The organism is Pseudomonas defluvii (assembly GCF_001695625.1).
GTDB classification, from domain to species: domain Bacteria; phylum Pseudomonadota; class Gammaproteobacteria; order Pseudomonadales; family Pseudomonadaceae; genus Aquipseudomonas; species Aquipseudomonas defluvii.
This window is the reverse complement of the sequence record NZ_MBPN01000100.1, coordinates 1-17,955: the sequence shown is the minus strand read 5'-3', so window position 1 is coordinate 17,955 and position 17,955 is coordinate 1. Positions and strand designations below refer to the sequence as shown.

At 58.8% G+C, this 17,955-nt stretch carries 16 protein-coding genes; 8 read left to right on the top strand and 8 right to left on the bottom strand.

The annotated features are described in order from the left end of the window. Positions 1 to 417, bottom strand: a 417-nt coding sequence (locus EKA13_RS21420; protein WP_141685670.1) for a sulfite exporter TauE/SafE family protein, incomplete at its 3' end; no start/stop codon positions are given. A gap of 242 nt (positions 418 to 659) precedes the next feature. Continuing rightward, on the bottom strand, positions 660 to 1,634 hold the full coding sequence (locus EKA13_RS21415; RefSeq protein ID WP_065761253.1) for a hypothetical protein: 975 nt from the start codon (positions 1,632 to 1,634) through the stop codon (positions 660 to 662). 150 nt (positions 1,635 to 1,784) lie between these two features. On the opposite strand from EKA13_RS21415, the gene EKA13_RS21410 reads away from it, so the two are divergent. After that, positions 1,785 to 2,654, top strand: a complete 870-nt coding sequence (locus EKA13_RS21410; protein WP_083199875.1) for a LysR family transcriptional regulator — start codon at positions 1,785 to 1,787, stop codon at positions 2,652 to 2,654. A 266-nt stretch (positions 2,655 to 2,920) separates the two neighbouring features. On the opposite strand, the gene hrpB is transcribed toward EKA13_RS21410, so the two are convergent. Next, entirely contained in the window at positions 2,921 to 5,446 is a 2,526-nt protein-coding gene (gene hrpB, locus EKA13_RS21405; protein ID WP_065761252.1) for an ATP-dependent helicase HrpB, read from the bottom strand. Positions 5,447 to 5,564: 118 nt separating this feature from the next. Between hrpB and EKA13_RS21400 the strand changes: the two genes are divergently transcribed. Next, positions 5,565 to 5,984: a polyribonucleotide nucleotidyltransferase gene (locus tag EKA13_RS21400; RefSeq protein WP_065761251.1), complete on the top strand. Its 420-nt coding sequence runs from the start codon at positions 5,565 to 5,567 to the stop codon at positions 5,982 to 5,984. 28 nt (positions 5,985 to 6,012) lie between these two features. Beyond that, a complete protein-coding gene (locus EKA13_RS21395) occupies positions 6,013 to 6,888 on the top strand; it encodes a cation diffusion facilitator family transporter (RefSeq protein WP_065761250.1) in 876 nt (291 codons plus the stop codon). A 9-nt stretch (positions 6,889 to 6,897) separates the two neighbouring features. Here the strand turns inward: EKA13_RS21395 and EKA13_RS21390 are convergent, their stop codons facing one another. Then, positions 6,898 to 7,719 carry a DUF6515 family protein gene (locus EKA13_RS21390; protein WP_065761249.1) on the bottom strand — a complete coding sequence of 274 codons (822 nt, stop codon included), beginning with the start codon at positions 7,717 to 7,719 and terminating at the stop codon, positions 6,898 to 6,900. A 440-nt stretch (positions 7,720 to 8,159) separates the two neighbouring features. Between EKA13_RS21390 and EKA13_RS21385 the strand changes: the two genes are divergently transcribed. Both EKA13_RS21385 and EKA13_RS21380 read left to right on the top strand, forming a co-directional pair. Beyond that, complete coding sequence (locus tag EKA13_RS21385) at positions 8,160 to 8,636, top strand: Lrp/AsnC family transcriptional regulator (protein ID WP_065761248.1); 477 nt, start codon at positions 8,160 to 8,162, stop codon at positions 8,634 to 8,636. Between the two features lie 56 nt (positions 8,637 to 8,692). Beyond that, complete coding sequence (locus tag EKA13_RS21380) at positions 8,693 to 8,896, top strand: DUF2788 domain-containing protein (RefSeq protein ID WP_065761247.1); 204 nt, start codon at positions 8,693 to 8,695, stop codon at positions 8,894 to 8,896. Here EKA13_RS21380 and EKA13_RS21375 read toward each other — a convergent pair. The 4 genes from EKA13_RS21375 to EKA13_RS21360 form a co-directional block, all read right to left on the bottom strand. Then, positions 8,893 to 9,522: a pseudouridine synthase gene (locus EKA13_RS21375; RefSeq protein ID WP_065761246.1), complete on the bottom strand. Its 630-nt coding sequence runs from the start codon at positions 9,520 to 9,522 to the stop codon at positions 8,893 to 8,895. The two genes, EKA13_RS21380 and EKA13_RS21375, sit on opposite strands and share 4 nt — an antisense overlap. A gap of 6 nt (positions 9,523 to 9,528) precedes the next feature. Then, on the bottom strand, positions 9,529 to 11,022 hold the full coding sequence (gene amn / locus EKA13_RS21370; protein WP_176717465.1) for an AMP nucleosidase: 1,494 nt from the start codon (positions 11,020 to 11,022) through the stop codon (positions 9,529 to 9,531). Between the two features lie 45 nt (positions 11,023 to 11,067). Further along, positions 11,068 to 12,720 carry an acyl-CoA dehydrogenase family protein gene (locus EKA13_RS21365; protein ID WP_065761244.1) on the bottom strand — a complete coding sequence of 551 codons (1,653 nt, stop codon included), beginning with the start codon at positions 12,718 to 12,720 and terminating at the stop codon, positions 11,068 to 11,070. A gap of 79 nt (positions 12,721 to 12,799) precedes the next feature. Continuing rightward, positions 12,800 to 14,794, bottom strand: a complete 1,995-nt coding sequence (locus EKA13_RS21360) for a sensor histidine kinase (protein ID WP_065761243.1) — start codon at positions 14,792 to 14,794, stop codon at positions 12,800 to 12,802. 265 nt (positions 14,795 to 15,059) lie between these two features. Here EKA13_RS21360 and EKA13_RS21355 point away from each other — a divergent pair, with 265 nt between their 5' ends. The 3 genes from EKA13_RS21355 to hemL are packed head-to-tail and all read left to right on the top strand — an operon-like array spanning position 15,060 to position 17,816. Continuing rightward, positions 15,060 to 15,857 carry a hydroxymethylpyrimidine/phosphomethylpyrimidine kinase gene (locus tag EKA13_RS21355; RefSeq protein WP_065761254.1) on the top strand — a complete coding sequence of 266 codons (798 nt, stop codon included), beginning with the start codon at positions 15,060 to 15,062 and terminating at the stop codon, positions 15,855 to 15,857. Between the two features lie 36 nt (positions 15,858 to 15,893). Then, positions 15,894 to 16,520 carry a thiamine phosphate synthase gene (gene thiE, locus EKA13_RS21350; protein ID WP_065761242.1) on the top strand — a complete coding sequence of 209 codons (627 nt, stop codon included), beginning with the start codon at positions 15,894 to 15,896 and terminating at the stop codon, positions 16,518 to 16,520. A gap of 15 nt (positions 16,521 to 16,535) precedes the next feature. Next, positions 16,536 to 17,816, top strand: a complete 1,281-nt coding sequence (gene hemL, locus EKA13_RS21345; protein ID WP_065761241.1) for a glutamate-1-semialdehyde 2,1-aminomutase — start codon at positions 16,536 to 16,538, stop codon at positions 17,814 to 17,816. Positions 17,817 to 17,955: the final 139 nt, after the last annotated feature.

The following is a 17,955-nucleotide window of genomic DNA, read 5'->3' as shown; positions in this document are numbered from 1 at the left end:
AAAAATCTCTTTAATTCCACAGGGAGTATTTGAGTGGAAGCGCCCTAAATCTTTTTTTGCAAAAGTATAAATAGCCATCATCACCAGAACAAAAAAAACAACATACTCCATAAGTGCCTTCGGGACTAGCGACACAGAAAAAGCACCTAAAAATGCAAACACGAATGCTGAAATCACGGTTGGAAGCATAAGCTTCCATACGATTTTTATTCTTTTTACATAGCTAAAAATGGAAAAAATATTGCCAGCAAAAACAGCAAGCTTATTGGTACCGAAAACGGTAGCCAAACTATAATTAGGCAATGCATGCAAGAGTGCGGGTACTTGTACAAGCCCGCCCCCACCCACTGCGGCATCAATTAACCCCCCACAAAAAGCAAAAAAACCCAATGTAATCATGGCGTACTCAAAACTCATAACGCGCCTCCTACCAGGGCTTGAGGTTGACCAAGCATCATGATCGTTCCTAAATTTCGTAATACCAAGGCGAACAACAGGGTGCCCTAGACACGCCGACCAACGCGCCGTGCGTGCATTGAAGTCATTCTGAGTTTTACCAGATATCGTTACGCCAGCATCCATGCGATGCAGCTTACTTAGCGCTGAGCAGCTGGAGCATATAAAATGCTCAAAACAACCGCTTCAGCGCCCATGACTTATTACGTCAACGCCTCATGCAGAGAGCGGAAAGCTCTTCCAACACGTTTATTATAATCAAGCATTACGCACTTGAGCCGATCAATATCAAACATTAAGTCTACCGTACGACCAAAAACTTGCGCTGCGGCCAAAGCATGCAGACCATGTTTGTTTTCTACTTCACCAGAATGCCCCATGACATAGCCTTTCGCATTACGCAGCGCTTTAGCATCGCTACTTAATGATGGGCTAACGGAAAGCAGCTTACCTTCAATAAACTGAGCAATAAAGTTATACTCACGCCCATTCCAGAGCTCCGAAGCGATGGAGACCATCATGGCATCCATAATGGAATTTCTATGCCCGGCAGAATTCATGGCAGACTTATGCTCCGCCACGCCAATATTGTAAAGAAATTCGGAAAACGCATTGCACTCATCAACAGCATACTGACTTTCCACCCAGCCTGACGCACCAAAGGCGTTCGTCATATAGGCGTACATACCATCATGCCCTTCATGCCCAAGGCCAAAATCATCTTTTGCGACCTCATACATGTGTGCCATGACGTTGTTATAATGCATTTGTTTTTCGACAGGAACGGATAGAGCATCTGCTGATAAACGCATGATAATTTTAGCCGATACCAAACTCGTAGTTTTGTGCGTTTCATTCCATCCATTGAAAAACTTCAAGACACCCGTATCCGCCTTATCCTTTTTGAGGAAAGCTCTGAATGCACGCTCAGCACAGGACTGAGCCTCTTGCGTGATCGAATGGCAAAGCACCTCGTGCATTGCACTCTGAATTTCAGGTACCTGCTCAATCTGCGCAAACAGAGGCGCCCTCCGAAAGCCATCCGTTATTAATCGACCGGGTATTCTCAAACCGACTACATGTTTGGGTAAAGCCTCGATAAACATCTCACCAAATGCTTGCATAGAGGTAGATTCTTCAAACATCTCGGAGCGACACTGCAATGATACTGAGTTCATGATTTCGCCTTTATCCTTAAGGGCTTACCGGATTCCTAGTACTGAAGCCTCACGCCTAGCACTAGCATTCCACACACCAAATTACTTGTTCCACGAACAACAAGTAACTTATAATGACGCATTCATTCACTATAAGTGAGCAATGCGCCAATGGAACTCTCACAATTAACTATGTTTAAATTAGTTGCTGAGCAAGGCAGCATCATTCGAGCATCTGAATTGCTACACTGCGTCCCATCAAACATTACAAACAGAATAAAACTCTTAGAAAAAGAACTAGGCGTATCACTTTTTATACGAAAAGGCAGGGGGCTTGTCATTAGCCCTTCGGGTGCATTATTCCTAGACTACACAAATAAAATTCTGGCCTTGTGTCAGGAGTCTCGCAGGGCGCTTGCCCCTGAGTCTGCGCCCTCTGGAACATTAAGAATTGGTGCAATCGAATCGGCTGCGATGGGTCGGTTGCCCACGCTGCTCTCAAGATTCCACCATCACTATCCCGCGGTAAAAATGCAGTTCAGCACAGGGGCTTGGTCACAATTAGTAACCGATGTCGCCGACCATAAGCTGGACGGTGCAATCATCGCAGTCAATAGCGAACACCCTGACATTGAATACATCGAAATATATAAAGAATCGCTTGTATTAATTGCCTCACCAACGACTGGAACAATAACAAAACCACAAGACCTAAATGGAAAAAATATATTTATGTGGCCGGAAGGATGCCCCTACAGACAATCACTGGAGCGCTGGCTAAATGAACACCGGGTACCCATTACCATCACGAGTATAGCCAGTTACGGCACTATTCTCGGCTGCGTAAGTTCCGGCGCAGGCGTTTCGCTGGTTCCTACAGGGGTATTTGAACAATTCAAGAGAATTGGAAATATAAGCGGGTACACATTCAGCCAATTGACCCCCATACAAAATTATTTCATCTGGAACAAGAACACAGGTTTTCATCGTGCAAAAGATGCATTTTCGGAACTGTTACAAGATGAGTTCAAAGGTATTTGATTTTATAATTTTCAACGCTCAAAAGGCCCTGGAAAATCTTCTAGGGCTTTTTTGTTTGTGCGGCCTGCATCAACGACGCGAATGAGATCTCCATGCTTCCGTAAAGTGGACTTCCCAGCATGCTCGGCGTCTACGACCGTGCAAGACATGAGGCATGACGTGCAATTATCGTCATGCCCAGTGTGGCCGTCCGCTTCGCTTAGCAGCGCCCCCCCCCCTGATTTCGCGACACAATGGCTCGCCTGCTGCTGCCGGTAGCGCCTTGACTATTTGCGCGGTTTGGCTCGCGCCGTGGCTTCGGCTACCAATGGGTCATCGGGCCAATAGTGCTTGGGGTAACGGCCCTTCAGGTCTTTTTTGACCTCGCTGTACGTGCTGCGCCAGAAGTTAGCCAGATCTTGAGTGACCTGCACAGGTCGACGCGCAGGCGACAGCAGGTGCAGCTTGACCTGTAGGCGGCCCTGAGCAATACGCGGCGTTTCCGCCAGGCCGAACAACTCCTGCAGGCGCACAGCAAGGATCGGTGGATGCTCGCTGTAATCCAGACGAATACTGGAACCCGACGGCACACTCAGGTGCATCGGAGCCCACTCGTCCAGGCGTTGCGGCAACGGCCAGGGCAACAAGTTGCGGACAATTGAAGAGAGGTCGAGCTGGGCGAAATGGCTCAAGCGCGTGACCTTGCCCAGATAAGGCTGCAACCACTGCTCAAGGCCCGCCAACAACGCCGCATCACTCAGGTCCGGCCATTCACTGTCGCCCCCTGTGGCCAGGTCCAACTGACGCAGCAACGCCACCCGGGCCTGCCATTGGCGCAACTCCGGCGTCCACGGCAGCAACTCCAGCCCCTTGCGCCGAACCAGGTCAAGCAATGCGCGGGCACGGGCGTCATCATCCAGACCGGTCAGCGGCTCGCGCGCCAAAATCAGTTCCCCGACCTTACGCTGGCGCTCGGCACGCAGCACGCCTTCACGCTCATCCCAGTCGAGCACATCGAGGCGCTCGACCTGCTCGGCCAGCACCCCATCGAACAGCGCCGGGTCGAACTCAGCCGCCAGGTAGATACGCTCCTCACGCTGGCCCTGACGACTGCCCAGATCAGCAACCACCAACCACGGGGCCTTCATCAGCGCATCGACCTCACCAAACAGGGCCGCTCGCCCATTGGCCAGCCGGTACTCCGCGCCCCCGGCACGGCGCTGCTGTGCAACACGGTCTGGATACGCCAAGGCCAGCAACGCGCCAAGCCAGCGAGGATGCTCAGGGTCTGGCACTGCGCTCGATGCTTTTCCTCGCAAGTAGCCACGGTACTGCCGGGCCAATTGCCGCGCGCGCTGAACACCACCCTGCCCACCACGGGAAGCACGGGTCTCACCACTGAGCAGGGTCAAACGGCTATGCAGGTCGGCGCCCGCACCGCGCAGAATGTCGCGCTCCCCCAGCAGGGCCGCAACATCGCAGGCCATCTCGGCCAACCCAAGCGCCTGGCCACGCAATAGCAAATGCGCAATACGTGGATGCGCCGGCAACTCAGCCATTGCCTGGCCATGGGCGGTCAGGCTGAGCAGTTGCCCGGGCTTGAGCGCGCCAAGCCGCAGTAACAGGTCCTGGGCCTGTGCATACGCCGCCGCTGGGGGTTGATCGAGCCAGCTCAATTGCCCCGGCGTCACACCCCAGCGGGTCAGTTGCAGCGCCAACCCGGCCAGATCGGCCTGGAGTATTTCCGCACTGGCGTATGCCGCCAACTGATCATGTTGCGCTTCGGACCAAAGCCGGTAGCACACGCCTGGTTCAAGACGCCCGGCCCGGCCCGCCCGCTGGGTAGCACTGGCGCGGGAAATTCGCTGGGTGTCCAGACGCGTCATGCCACTGCCAGGGTCGAACCGAGGCACCCGTGCCAACCCTGCATCAATGACCACCCGAACACCGTCGATGGTCAGACTGGTCTCGGCGATGTTGGTGGCCAACACCACCTTGCGCACGCCCGGCGCGGGCGCATCGATGGCTGCACGCTGGGCACTCAGTTCCAGCTCACCGTGTAGCGGGCAGAGCAGGATGTCCTGCCGCCCACCCAACGACGCCTGCAACGATTCATGCACACGGCGAATTTCCGCCTGCCCCGGCAGGAACACCAGCAGACTGCCCGGCTCGTCGGCCAGTGCCTGATGGACCGTATCGACCACGCGCGGCTCGATGAACTCGCCGGGCTGGAACGGCCTGCCCCAACGCACGTCAACCGGGTACATGCGCCCTTCGCTGCTGACCACCGGCGCGTCACCGAGCAACGCCGACAGCCGCTCGCCTTCCAGCGTCGCCGACATCAGCATGATCTTCAGCGGCGGCTCGTCGCGTAGCAGGTCACGCCCATTGAGACTGAGGGCCAAGGCCAGATCCGCATCCAGACTCCGCTCGTGAAACTCGTCGAAGATCAACAAGCCCACGCCATCGAGTGCAGGGTCTTCCTGAAGGCGCCGCGTCAGGATGCCCTCTGTCACGACTTCAATACGCGTACGCGGGCCGACTTTACTGTCCAGGCGAATGCGATAGCCCACCGTTTCGCCGACCGATTCCCCCAACTCACTGGCCAGTCGCTCCGCTGCGGCACGTGCGGCCAGGCGGCGCGGCTCAAGCATCAGGATCCGCTGCCCGGCCAGCCAAGGCTCGTTCAGCAACGCCAGTGGCACGCGGGTTGTCTTGCCTGCGCCCGGTGGCGCCTCCAGCACCACTTCATGGCGTTGGCCCAGCGCTTGGCGCAGAGCGGGAAGTACGTTGTCGATCGGTAATGAAATCATGGTGGCCCTCAAACAATGGGCCGAGTATAACGGCGAACCTAGGATGCCTTATCATGGTCTGATCAGCAGTTGCAGGTGCACTGCCTGCTCCTTTGTAACCTCAATTGCGGAGATTTCTATGCGTATGCCTTCCCGCCTCATTGGCGGTGCTCTGATCACCTGCTTACTGACCCAACTGACGGCCTGCGGCACCCTGTTCTACCCGGATCGACGCGGCCAGATTTCCGGCAAGATCGACCCGGTGATTGCCGCCATGGATGCCATCGGCATCCTGTTCTTTGTCATCCCCGGCCTGATCGCCTTCGGCATCGACTTTGCCACCGGCGCTATCTACATGCCGGGCGGCAGGCACGCCCAGATATCACCGGAAAAACTGCAACCGGCCCTGGGGCCTGACGGCAAAGTGGACCTGGTAAAACTGCAAGCCATCCTCCAGCAGGAGCTGAACCAGCACCTGCCACTCAATGACCCGCGCCTGATCCAGCACAAAGGCAGTGTCGAGCAACTGGCAATGTACGGCCTCAAGCCTGCTGCCTGAAACAACCCTCCACGGACATAGATACCCCATGAGTGAAGCCGCTGAACATGAACGGTTGTTGCGCCTGGCCACCCGCGCGTCGCTTGCGGTGGCCTGTACTCTGGTACTGGCCAAGGCCATCGGCTGGTGGCTTAGCGGGTCAGTCAGCCTGCTGGCAGGCTTGACCGACTCGCTGCTCGATAGCGTGTCGTCCTTTCTCAACCTGCTGGCAGTGCATTACGCCCTGCGTCCTGCCGATGACAATCACCGCTACGGTCACGGCAAGGCGGAAACATTGGCCGGCATGGCTCAGGCGCTGTTCATCGGGGTCAGTGCCGTATTGATCGGCATCCAGGCCTACCATCGGCTGGAAACCCCAGAACCGCTCGGCAACACCAGCGTCGGTATCGGCGTGATGGTGTTGTCGCTGGTGCTGACGGCGGCCTTGCTGATGCTCCAGGCACGCGTGATCCGTATCACCGGCTCCACGGCCATTCGTGTCGACTCGCTGCATTACCGCTCCGACATGCTGCTCAATGGCAGTATTTTGCTGGCGCTGGTGCTGGCCATGTTCGGCTGGCCGCAACTGGATGCCTACTTCGGCCTGGGAATCGCGCTGTACATCCTCTGGAGTGCACTGCAGATCGCTCGCGAAAGCACGGCGATCCTGATGGACACGTCATTACCAGAGGACGTCAGCGAGGAAATGCTGGCGCTGGCCTGTTCCGTCAAAGGTGTCGTGGGCGCTCATGACCTGCGTACGCGCATCTCTGGACAGCACTGGTTCGTTCAGTTGCATCTGGAGTTGCCGGGCGACTTGCCGCTGCGCGAAGCCCATTCACTCTGCGAAGAAGCGGCAGCGGCAATCAACGAACGCTTCCCCAGGGCCGAAGTGCTGGTACACGCCGACCCGGCGCCACACTAAGCACAGGAATCAGTTCACGCTGTAGCCACGCCCGCTCAGACACGCGCCCAGCGCACGCCGGTAGTTGTCAGCCACATAGGCAGCCGGCGCGTAGCTGGCCGCTGCCGGATCAAAACCACTCTGCTCCACAGCCCAGCGGTGACACTCGTAGCGGTCCTGCTGGATCTGCTGCGGCGTCTGCCCCTCGGCCGGGTAGGCAATCACGTCATAACCGTTACTCGGTTCAGCCTGAGGCGCCGTGTTGGCCTGCGGTGGATTGACCACCACATACTCCTGGCGGTCGTTGAGGTACTGGTAATAAGTACCCGCGACCATAAACAGCAACGCGTTGCCAACCCACACCTCGCGCGCGTAGGGCGGCAAATAGGTCACCCTTGCCCCGTAAGGCGGTGCCACGACCACATAGCGCGGCCCTTGCGGTCGATACCAGTAACCACCTGAGTAGAAGTAATCATGGCCTCGGTAGGGGACTTTCCAGGACTGCTCGGGAAAGCGATCGATCACATGCCCCGGTCGATACTGCGGGCCTTCACCCCAGCCATTGCCATGCCCATCAGGCCGCCCCGGCCAATCCTCATGCGGTCGCTGCCCGGCACCACCCGCCTGCCAGTGCTGGTTGTAGCCATTGCGTCGTGGAATGTCCTGGTAGTATCCCTGCCGCGGTTGCTGCGTCTGACGCACTTCATCCGGACGTGACTGGATCGGTAGCGAGGCGGCGGGCTGCTCATCGCCATTGGGCGACTGCTGGCCATAACGCTCGCCCTGCGCCAGGGCGCTCATACTCACACAAAACAGACCAACACCGGCCAGGCGCCAGATGCACGACTTCATGCTGTTCCTCACGGGGTCAAGATGGGCCTATAGCTAAGACAGCAGACACCACAGGCGTGTTCTGCCATCACTCTATCAGGCCTGCCAGGGCGGGTAATCGACCGGTAGATGAAAAATTCAGGGCATAAAAAAGGGAGGCCCTGAGGCCTCCCCTTGATAATTTTGTCCGTGCTCGACGCTTTTGACGCCGGCTCACCTCACGCCGTCTTCTGGACAGTGTGTAGCCCGGGGGCCGAGCACAACCCTGTGGGATTGCTGGCCGCGGCTGTCCTGATTGGGTCAGCCGCCGTGGACTGATGTCCGGGCAGTGATTCTGGAAATAAGAATACGGCGACAGCTGCGGCAGCGGATTGCGAATATTGCTGATCAAAACACTAGTTGCGCAATTTTTAACTAAAGATAGATAATTCAGCGCAATCGAAACAGAAAAGGCCTGATCCATGAGCAAGCTGGACCGCTATGACCTGAGTATTCTTGCCGAATTGCAGCGCGATGCGCGCATCTCCAACCAGGAGCTGGCCGAGCGTATTGGCCTGTCGCCGTCGCCCTGCTCACGGCGGGTCAAACAACTCGAAGATGACGGTTACATCGCCCGCCAGGTTGCCCTGCTCGACCGCAAGATGCTCGGTTTGAGCCTGACCGCTTATGTCCTGATCGGTATGGACCGGCACACACCTGAGCGTTTTGAAACCTTCGAGGCAGCCATACGCAACCTGCCGCAAGTGCTCGAATGCAGCCTGGTCACCGGGATGGACGCCGACTACCAGCTCAAAGTCGTGGTGCCCGACATGGACCACTACCAGAAGCTGCTGCTCGGCCACCTGACGCGTATCGAAGGGGTGACCAGCGTACGCTCAAGCTTCGTACTCAACCAGGTACTGGCCAGCACCGAACTACCGTTGACGCACCTGCGTTAGTCAGGCCATTCGTACAGGCGTATAATGCCGCGCCTCAGCCTGCCTGGAGAAGATCGATGGATCCTGCGGTATTTGAAGAGTGGATGATGACCGGTCTGGTCACCATCTTGATTGGCTTCATGGGTTTTATCGTCTGGGACCTGGCGAAAAAATCCAATGCTGGCAAATTCGGCACGTTCATTCTGTTCTTCGTGCTGGGCCTGGGCATCCTTGCCTTCATCATCAAGAGCGTGGTGATCGGCTACATCGAAGGGGTCTAGAGCTTGGCCGGGACTTCCCGCCAGCAGCCCTGATCAAGCCCATCGAGCGTCCAGTTGCCGATCCTGACCCTGACCAGCCGCAGGGTCGGCAAGCCTACCGCTGCGGTCATGCGCCGTACCTGACGGTTACGCCCCTCCTTGATCACCAGCTCCAGCCAGTGAGTCGGCACGCTCTTGCGAAAGCGTACCGGCGGATTGCGCGGCCATAATTCCGGCTCATCCAGTGCGCGTGCCTGTGCTGGCAAGGTCATGCCATCGTTCAACTCAACACCATCACGCAACCGCTGCAATTGCTCATCGCTCGGTTCACCTTCGACCTGTACCCAGTAGGTCTTTGCCAGCTTGTGCCTGGGGTCGGCAATGCGGGCCTGCAACTGACCGTCATTGGTCAGCAACAACAGCCCTTCACTGTCACGGTCCAGGCGCCCTGCCGGATAGATTCCGGGGATGTCGATGTAGTCCTTGAGCGTTGCTCGCCCCTCGCCGTCACTGAACTGGGTCAAGACGTCGAAGGGCTTGTTGAACAGGATCAGCCGCGGTTCGGCCGGCGGCGCCTTGGCTTGGCGACGCGGGGCGAACGGCTTGGCCGCAGGGCGGCGCGGCTTGGTACGAGGGGGTAACGGCATGGGGCCTCAGCGGAACGGCGGCTCATCGAAACTGCGCAGTTTACGCGAGTGCAGCGCGTTCAGTTGGTTACGCAACAGGTCCAGTGCCGCGATGCCAATCTTCAAATGCTGGCTGACCGCTCGATTGTAGAACGCGTTGGCCGAACCAGGCAGCTTGATTTCACTGTGCAACGGTTTGTCCGAGACACACAGCAACGTGCCATAGGGCACCCGCAAGCGATAACCCTGCGCCGCAATCGTACCGCTTTCCATGTCGACTGCCACGGCTCGCGAGAGGTTGATCAGCGGTCGCTCCTGGGCCCAGCGCAGCTCCCAGTTGCGGTCGTCATAGGTCAATACCGTGCCGGTACGCAGGCGTTTTTTCAGCTCATCGCCACGCTCACCCGTCACCTGCGCTGCGGCTTCCTGCAGTGCCAGCTGGACTTCAGCCAACGCCGGTATCGGGATATTAGGCGGCACCACGCGATCAAGAATCCCATCGCGACGCATATAGGCGTGAGCCAGTACATAGTCACCAATGGTCTGCGACTGCCGCAGGCCGCCACAGTGGCCAATCATCAACCAGCAATGCGGACGCAGTACCGCCAGATGGTCGGTGATGTTCTTGGCGTTGGACGGGCCGACGCCAATGTTGACCAAGGTAATGCCATGCCCATCGGCCGCGATCAGGTGATACGCCGGCATCTGGTAACGGTGCCAGACCACTCCGGCAACCAGCGCCTGGGCTTCACCGTTGTCCATGGCCTTTTCGATGATGACATTGCCCGGCAGGATCATCCGCACAAAACGTGGATCGTCGCGCAAACGCTCCAAGCCATGGCTGATGAACTGGTCGACGTAACGGTGGTAGTTGGTCAGCAGAATCCACGGCTGCACATGACGCCAGTCGCTGCCGGTGTAATGCACCAGACGACGCAATGAGAAATCCACCCGCGCCGCATCGAACAGCGCCAGCGGCAGCGGATCGACGTTGGCCCAGTCATACAGGCCGTCGGCAATACCATCGGTGGCTGCCGACAGGTCGGTACTGGGGAAGACCCGTGCCAGCACGGCGGCGGTAATGCCACTGCCCGCTAACTCATCGCCCTGCTCAACCACGTAAGGGTATGGAATGTTCTGCTCGCTGACACCCACTTCCACCGTCACGGTGAAATCTCGCATCAGCGGGCGCAGTTGCTCCAGCAGATAACTGCGAAACGCCGCCGGGTGAGTCACGGTAATGCTGTAGGTGCCGGGTAACTGGACCTTGGCGTAGGCCCGCGTGATGGCTGGCACTTCACCTTGATACTGATAGGTCAGACGCAATTCAGGATATCGGAACTGTGCGCGTTCGGCGGCGCTCGGCTCGGTACGGTCCTTGAGGTAGCGCTTTAGCGCCTGGCTCAAGGCCCCGGTTGCCTGCTCGTGCAGGGCGGCCAGACGATCAACCGCCTCCTCGGCGGTTTCTACGACAACAAAGGCTTCAACAGTGCGGTTCACAATGTACTTCCTGTCTGACATGCAGGTTTCCATCTTGCCTACATCCGCGCCTAAAGGCACGCCTGTTTAGAGTGGCCAATGCGGCGTCGAACGCTGGACCAGATCAGCGACGTCCAGACCACGTGGCAAGGTCCCGTACACGCGACCATCGCCACTCAGACGACTGGCAATAAATGCATCGCTGACCGCAGCATTACCGGCCTCCAGCAGCAGCTTGGCTTGCAGCCCCAAGGCGATCGCCTCAGTCAGTTGCCGGGCCCGGTACTGGATATCACTGACATCACTGAACGCTTTCTTCAGCGCGACGATGTGCGCCGCCAGACGCGCATCGCCATGGCCATCACCAAGCTCGGCAAACAGAGCATCGAGCACGCCCGGCTCTTTCGACAACGCCCGCAGTACATCCAGACACTGCACGTTACCGGAGCCTTCCCAGGTCGAATTGACCGGTGCCTCGCGGTACAGCCGCGGCAAGATACTGTCCTCGACATAACCGGCACCGCCCATGCATTCGGCCGCTTCGTTGATCATTGCCGGGGCGCGCTTGCAGATCCAGTACTTGCCCACGGCTGTCACCAGGCGAGCAAATCGCACCTGCTGCGGATCATCCGGCTGATCCAGGGCGTGCGCCATGCGCAGGCTAAGGGCCAAGGCGGCCTCGCTTTCAAGGGCCAGGTCGGCAATGACGTTCTGCATCAGTGGCTGCTCGGCCAGCAGGCGCCCACCCACCTGGCGGTGGGCACAGTGATGCGCAGCCTGGGTCAACGCCTGGCGCATCAACGCGCTGGAGCCGACCATGCAATCGAAGCGGGTCATGCCGACCATTTCGATGATGGTTGGCACCCCACGCCCCTCTTCACCCACCATCCAGGCAAGGGCGCCGCGAAACTCCACCTCACTGGACGCATTCGAGCAGTTACCCAGTTTGTCCTTCAAGCGCTGGATATAAAATTGATTGCGGCTGTCGTCAGGGCGGTGACGCGGCAGCAGAAAACAACTCAACCCCTTATGGGTCTGCGCCAAGGTCAGGAAGGCATCGCACATGGGCGCGGAACAGAACCACTTGTGCCCGACCAGTTCGTAGGCCTGGCCTGGGCCTGCCGCACCGACGGGGTAAGCCCGGGTGGTGTTGGCACGCACATCGGTGCCGCCCTGCTTCTCGGTCATGGCCATGCCCAGCGTAACGCCCACCTTGTGCCGATCTCCGATGTTGCGCGGGTCGTACTCGGTAGCGAGTACCTTGGGCAGCCAATACTGGGCCAGCTCTGGCTGCAACTTGAGGGTCGGCACCGCTGCAAAGGTCATGGTCAACGGGCAACCACTGCCGGCCTCGGCCTGGCTGTGCAGATAAGTCATCGAAGCCCGTGCGACATGAGCGCCCTCGCCCGGTGAGGTCCAGGGCAGTGAAGGCAAGCCATGTTCGATGGCCGTTCGCATCAGCTCGTGATAAGCCGGATGGAACTCCACCAGATCGATCCGGTTGCCGTAGCGATCATGACTCTTGAATTGGGGCTTGTGCTGGTTGGCAAGGAACCCGGCGGCCATCAGCGGCCCACCGGCAAGTGCACCGTAGGCGTCGATCCGTGCTTGCGCCCAGCCCGCACCGAAGCGTTGCGACCACTGCTGCAAAGGCAGATCAATGCGGTACAGGTTGGCGCCATCCAATGAAGGTGGCTGGTTGGTGACCTCGTGGGTTTCAGCGTACTGGTGCAGGTTCATCGGGGGCTCCTGACAGATTCACGCATGACTGAACCTCAGTGAATCACGCGCCGCCCCCGGGTCAAAGTGACAAAAGCGCCTAACTAACCGGGCTTTGGCCTCGATTAAGGCTCATGTCGGCGATCTGCACGGGGTTGGCCGCCACACACAGGGACAACTCGAAACAACTGCCTTCGCCCGGCTGCGACTCATGGGTCAAACGGGCGCCGATCAATTCGGCCAATTGCCGACAGATCGCCAAACCGATGCCTAACCCGCCGTACTCACGGGTCATCGAACCATCAATCTGGAAAAAACGCTGATACACGGTCGATTGGTCCAGGCACGCAAAACCGATTCCAGTGTCACGAACACTGATGGTCAGGCACAACTGCCCAGAACCTTGTGCCACGCCGTTGATGTGCACGGTCACACCACCACGATGAGTGAACTTGATGCCGTTATCGAGCAAGTACCCCAAACATGAGGCCAGCTTCTGTCGATCACCGATCACGGTATCCGGCAAGCCGGCAGCGATCTCGAGGCGAACGTACAAGCCCTTGTGCAACGCCTGAGCGGTGAACTGCCCACGCAACTCATGCAAGACGCCACGCAGGCTGAAGGGTTCACTCTGCTGCTGCAGTCGCCCGGCCTGCAACTCCGTCAGCACCAGGATGTCATCGACCATCCGCATCATGTCCCGCGCCGAGCCGCTGGCCGTTTGCTGGTACTGCGCAAGCTCTGGCTCCATTGGCAGGGTCTGCATCAGTTCCAGGCAACCAATGACACCGTTCATCGGTGTGCGCAGTTCATGTGTCACGGTGGCGAGGAACTCATCCTTGAGCCGATTGCTCTTGGCCAACTGCTGATTGAGCCGCTCAAGGCTCTCCCCGGTTTCGCGCAAGGTTCGCGCCTGCAGGTCGCGCATGCTGTTGATTCGGTCGGCAAGCGCCAACGACAGCAGACCGACCTCCAGCGCAGAACCGATCTGGCTGGCATACATCGTCAGGAAGACATTCGGCAGGTAGCCCAACACCATCAGGGTGTTCACCAAACCACCGAGCAAAAACGCCGACCAGGCAATGATGAAGTAACGCGCAACCCTCAACCCGCGCCACCAGGCGAACACACCGGCGGTAAAAATACTGAGGGTGAACATCAACGCCAGCAAGGTCGCCAGGCGCAGGGCTATGCCGTAGCTGAGGGTCAACGACATCAGCACGACCGCTACCGCACAGGCCATCAAGGCAAGCAACAAACGATCAAGCACTCGGCTGTGTTGCGCCATCTGGAGAAAACTTCGGGCGAACTGACAACCGAACAAACCCGCCGCACCAATGAAGAACGGCGTGGCTGCATTGGCCCACCAGGGGTTTTCCGGCCAGAAGTAAGCCACCCCGGCGCCGTTTACCGAAACCTGATACAAACCAAACGAGGCGATGTAGAGGATGTAATAGAGGTAACTGGTGTCGCGCACACTGATGTAGATGAACAGGTTGTACACCAGCATCCCCAGCAGCACGCCATAGATCAGGCCCAGCACATACAGGCGTGTCGGCTGTGCCTCCAGATAGGCATCGGTAGCCCACAAGGTCAACGGCGCCTGAACCGACCCCTCGCTGTGCAGGCGCAGGTAGACCGTCATCGATTGATCAGGCTTGAACGGCAATTCGAACAGGTAGTTGTTCTGCTTGATCTGACGGCTGTCATAAGGCAACGCATCACCGGTGCGCTGAGCCAGCCGGTAGGTGCCGCTGTCGTCGGGGAGATACAGTTCCAGATGATCAAGCGGCGGGTAGGCCAGCTCCAGCAACCAGCTACGTGCACTTGCCTGGGGCATCGCCAGGTAGTGCAGGTCCACCTTGAGCCAGAACACCGATCTTGAATAGCCTGCGTTGAGCACGTCAGCGTCATGGGAGCTGAATCGATCGCTGAAGGCCGCTGCACTCACCTGAGCAATATCGGCATGGCCCTCACGGTCTTCATAGACCTGCATCAAGCGCCCTAGCGGCAGGCTGCGAGTGGCGTCGTCAAAGTCGACCGCGCCAGCAAAGGTTGGCAGGCAGCCCAGCAACAAAATCAGCAAATAGCGCATACAGCCCCAGCATGGTCTGCCCCGGTTGCGTCGCGTTCGCCTCCTTTCCTTTTGAGACGACGAAATCCGGCGGTGCCTGTTATCAGTATTGAGAGCACTCTAGCATAGCTGTCGAGGCTTACTAGCCGCCACTCTAAAATACAAAGAAAAGGCTCTATTTCGGGCATTACAGGCAACCAACACAAAAATACCTGACCCCTTTGCCAAAAAATCAACCTGGCAGGGGAAGACCCGCAAAATGCGTTTGGTGTTAAGCTCGCGCACCATGAATACCTACAGCTCCCGCCCCGTTGTCCTCTGTCTCTCCGGCCACGACCCCAGTGGCGGCGCCGGCTTGCAGGCAGATATCGAAGCCCTGATCGCTCAAGGCTGTCACGCTGCACCCACCGTGACCGCCCTGACCGTGCAGGATACCGTCAATGTCAGCGACTTCCGCGTCCTTGATCGTGAGTGGGTGTTGGCCCAAGCCAATGCCGTGCTCAACGACTCGCCGGTAGCAGCCGTCAAGCTGGGCATGCTCGGCTCACTGGAAATGGTTGATACCGTGGTCGAGCTACTGGCCGCCCACCCGCACCTGCCGATGGTCTGTGACCCCGTGCTGCGTGCAGGCGGCGGCGGACGGCTGGGCAAGGATGAAGTGGGTTACGCCATGCGCGAACGCCTGCTGCCGATTGCCACCATCGCCACACCGAACCTGCCGGAAGCACGCATTCTGGCTGAACTCCCGGAAGGGACTGCCGATGAATGTGCGGAAAAGCTCCTGCCCTTCTGCAAGTACCTGCTGATTACCGGCGGTCACGGTGACGAGCACGAGATCCATAACCGCCTATACAGCCGCGATGGCCAGCGCCACACCTGGACCTGCCAGCGCCTGCCTGGCAGCTACCATGGCTCCGGCTGCACCCTGGCCAGTGCCCTCGCCGGCCGCCTGGCGCTGGGCGAACAACTGGAGAGCGCCGTGCGATCCGCGCTGGACTACACCTGGCGAACGCTGCGTGATGCCGAGCAATTGGGCAAAGGCCAGTACGTACCGCGCCGTCTGCCCCTGGATTTCTGTTCCTGACGACTGGTTTCCGGTCACGGCCACGAGGCTCAAGCAATGAAGTTACGCGGTTTGTACGCCATTACAGATAGCCAGTTACTGGCCGGTCGGTTCTTGTCTCATGTCGAAGCCGCGCTGGATGGCGGCGTGACCCTGTTGCAGTACCGCGACAAAAGTGACGACGCTGCGCAACGTCTGCGCGAAGCCGAAGCCCTGGCCAAACTCTGCGAACGCTACACCACCCAGTTGATCATCAATGACGATGTCGAGTTGGCCGCGCGCCTAGGTGTCGGCGTGCATCTGGGCCAGACCGACGGCCCGCTGACGCCGGCCCGCACGCTGTTGGGGCATCAGGCGATCATTGGCTCCACCTGCCACGCCCAGCTTGAACTGGCGGAGCAGGCCGCACGCGAAGGCGCCAGCTATGTGGCCTTTGGTCGTTTCTTCAACTCCGTAACCAAGCCCGGTGCGCCGGCCGCCAGCATCGAACTGCTGGAACAGGCACGCCGCCGGGTCAACCTGCCGATTGCCGTGATCGGCGGCATTACCCTGGACAATGCCGCACCGTTGGTCGCCCATGGCGCCGACCTGCTGGCCGTCATCCACGGGCTGTTTGGTGCCGACAGCGCGCAGGAAGTCACCCGCCGCGCCCGCGCCTTCAACGCCCTGTTCGAATCTGTTTGATTGAGAGAGATCCTCATGTCCCGTTCCGAAGCCCTGTTTGCCAATGCCCAGAAGCACATCCCAGGTGGCGTGAACTCGCCAGTCCGCGCATTCCGCAGCGTTGGCGGCACCCCGCTGTTCTTCAAGCACGCCGAAGGCGCCTACGTTACCGATGAAGACGACAAGCGTTATGTCGACTACGTCGGTTCCTGGGGGCCAATGATTCTGGGCCACAGCCACCCAGACGTCCTTGACTCGGTGCGCAAGCAACTGGAGCACGGCCTGTCCTATGGCGCCCCGACCGCGATGGAAACCGAGATGGCCGATCTGGTCTGCTCGATCGTACCGTCGATGGAAATGGTTCGCATGGTCAGCTCCGGCACCGAAGCCACCATGAGCGCCATCCGTCTGGCCCGTGGCTACACCGGCCGCGACAGCATCATCAAGTTCGAGGGCTGCTACCACGGCCACTCCGACAGCCTGCTGGTAAAAGCCGGCTCTGGCCTTCTGAGCCAGGGCGTACCGAGCTCTGCAGGCGTGCCCGCCGCGTTCGCCAAACATACATTGACCCTGCCGTTCAACGACCTTGCTGCCGTCGAGAAGATGCTCAATGAAGTGGGCAACGAGGTCGCCTGTATCATCGTCGAGCCGGTCGCCGGCAACATGAACTGCGTGCCGCCCGCCCCCGGCTTCCTTGAAGGCCTGCGCACACAATGCGACAAGCACGGCGTGGTCCTGATTTTCGACGAAGTCATGACCGGTTTCCGTGTTGCCCTGGGCGGTGCGCAAGCCTATTACGGCGTTACCCCTGACCTGTCGACCTTCGGCAAGATCGTCGGCGGCGGCATGCCTGTCGGCTGCTTCGGTGGCAAGCGCGAAATCATGTCGCAGATCGCGCCGCTGGGCCCGGTGTATCAAGCGGGCACCTTGTCGGGCAACCCACTGGCCATGGCCGCTGGCTTGACCACACTGAAGCTGATCAGCCGACCTGGGTTCCACGACGAACTGAGCGACTTCACCCGCCGCCTGCTCCAGGGGCTGCAGGAGCGTGCCGATGCTGCAGGCGTACCGTTCGTCACCACCCAGGCGGGTGGCATGTTTGGCCTGTACTTCAGCGCTGCCGACGATATCGTGACCTTCGACGACGTCATGTCCAGCGATGCCGAGCGCTTCAAGCGCTTCTTCCACTTGATGCTGGAAGGTGGCGTGTACCTGGCACCAAGCGCCTTTGAGGCGGGCTTTACCTCTATTGCACATGGCGACGCCGAGTTGAAGGTCACCCTGGACGCCGCTGAGCGGGCATTCGCCAAGCTCTAAGCGCCCGCCTGCAACAGACCGTCTTGTCGCCGCTGCGGGGCCGACGCGATGCCAATGAGCACGCGTTGCCCGCAGCGCCAACAAGGCCGGCACATGCAAATAGCGAGCACCAAACACCCCTTCAAGCAGAAAATCGAGT

Bases quoted from the DNA above. Each gene is read 5' to 3' on its own strand.
- thiE (WP_065761242.1), top strand. From the start codon at position 15,894: ATGAAGTTACGCGGTTTGTACGCCATTACAGATAGCCAGTTACTGGCC.
- EKA13_RS21355 (WP_065761254.1), top strand. From the start codon at position 15,060: ATGAATACCTACAGCTCCCGCCCCGTTGTCCTCTGTCTCTCCGGCCAC.
- EKA13_RS21415 (WP_065761253.1), bottom strand. From the start codon at position 1,634: ATGAACTCAGTATCATTGCAGTGTCGCTCCGAGATGTTTGAAGAATCT.
- EKA13_RS21360 (WP_065761243.1), bottom strand. From the start codon at position 14,794: ATGCGCTATTTGCTGATTTTGTTGCTGGGCTGCCTGCCAACCTTTGCT.
- EKA13_RS21400 (WP_065761251.1), top strand. From the start codon at position 5,565: ATGCGTATGCCTTCCCGCCTCATTGGCGGTGCTCTGATCACCTGCTTA.
- EKA13_RS21390 (WP_065761249.1), bottom strand. From the start codon at position 7,719: ATGAAGTCGTGCATCTGGCGCCTGGCCGGTGTTGGTCTGTTTTGTGTG.
- hrpB (WP_065761252.1), bottom strand. From the start codon at position 5,446: ATGATTTCATTACCGATCGACAACGTACTTCCCGCTCTGCGCCAAGCG.
- EKA13_RS21410 (WP_083199875.1), top strand. From the start codon at position 1,785: ATGGAACTCTCACAATTAACTATGTTTAAATTAGTTGCTGAGCAAGGC.
- EKA13_RS21380 (WP_065761247.1), top strand. From the start codon at position 8,693: ATGGATCCTGCGGTATTTGAAGAGTGGATGATGACCGGTCTGGTCACC.
- amn (WP_176717465.1), bottom strand. From the start codon at position 11,022: ATGTCAGACAGGAAGTACATTGTGAACCGCACTGTTGAAGCCTTTGTT.
- EKA13_RS21385 (WP_065761248.1), top strand. From the start codon at position 8,160: ATGAGCAAGCTGGACCGCTATGACCTGAGTATTCTTGCCGAATTGCAG.
- EKA13_RS21395 (WP_065761250.1), top strand. From the start codon at position 6,013: ATGAGTGAAGCCGCTGAACATGAACGGTTGTTGCGCCTGGCCACCCGC.
- hemL (WP_065761241.1), top strand. From the start codon at position 16,536: ATGTCCCGTTCCGAAGCCCTGTTTGCCAATGCCCAGAAGCACATCCCA.
- EKA13_RS21375 (WP_065761246.1), bottom strand. From the start codon at position 9,522: ATGCCGTTACCCCCTCGTACCAAGCCGCGCCGCCCTGCGGCCAAGCCG.
- EKA13_RS21365 (WP_065761244.1), bottom strand. From the start codon at position 12,720: ATGAACCTGCACCAGTACGCTGAAACCCACGAGGTCACCAACCAGCCA.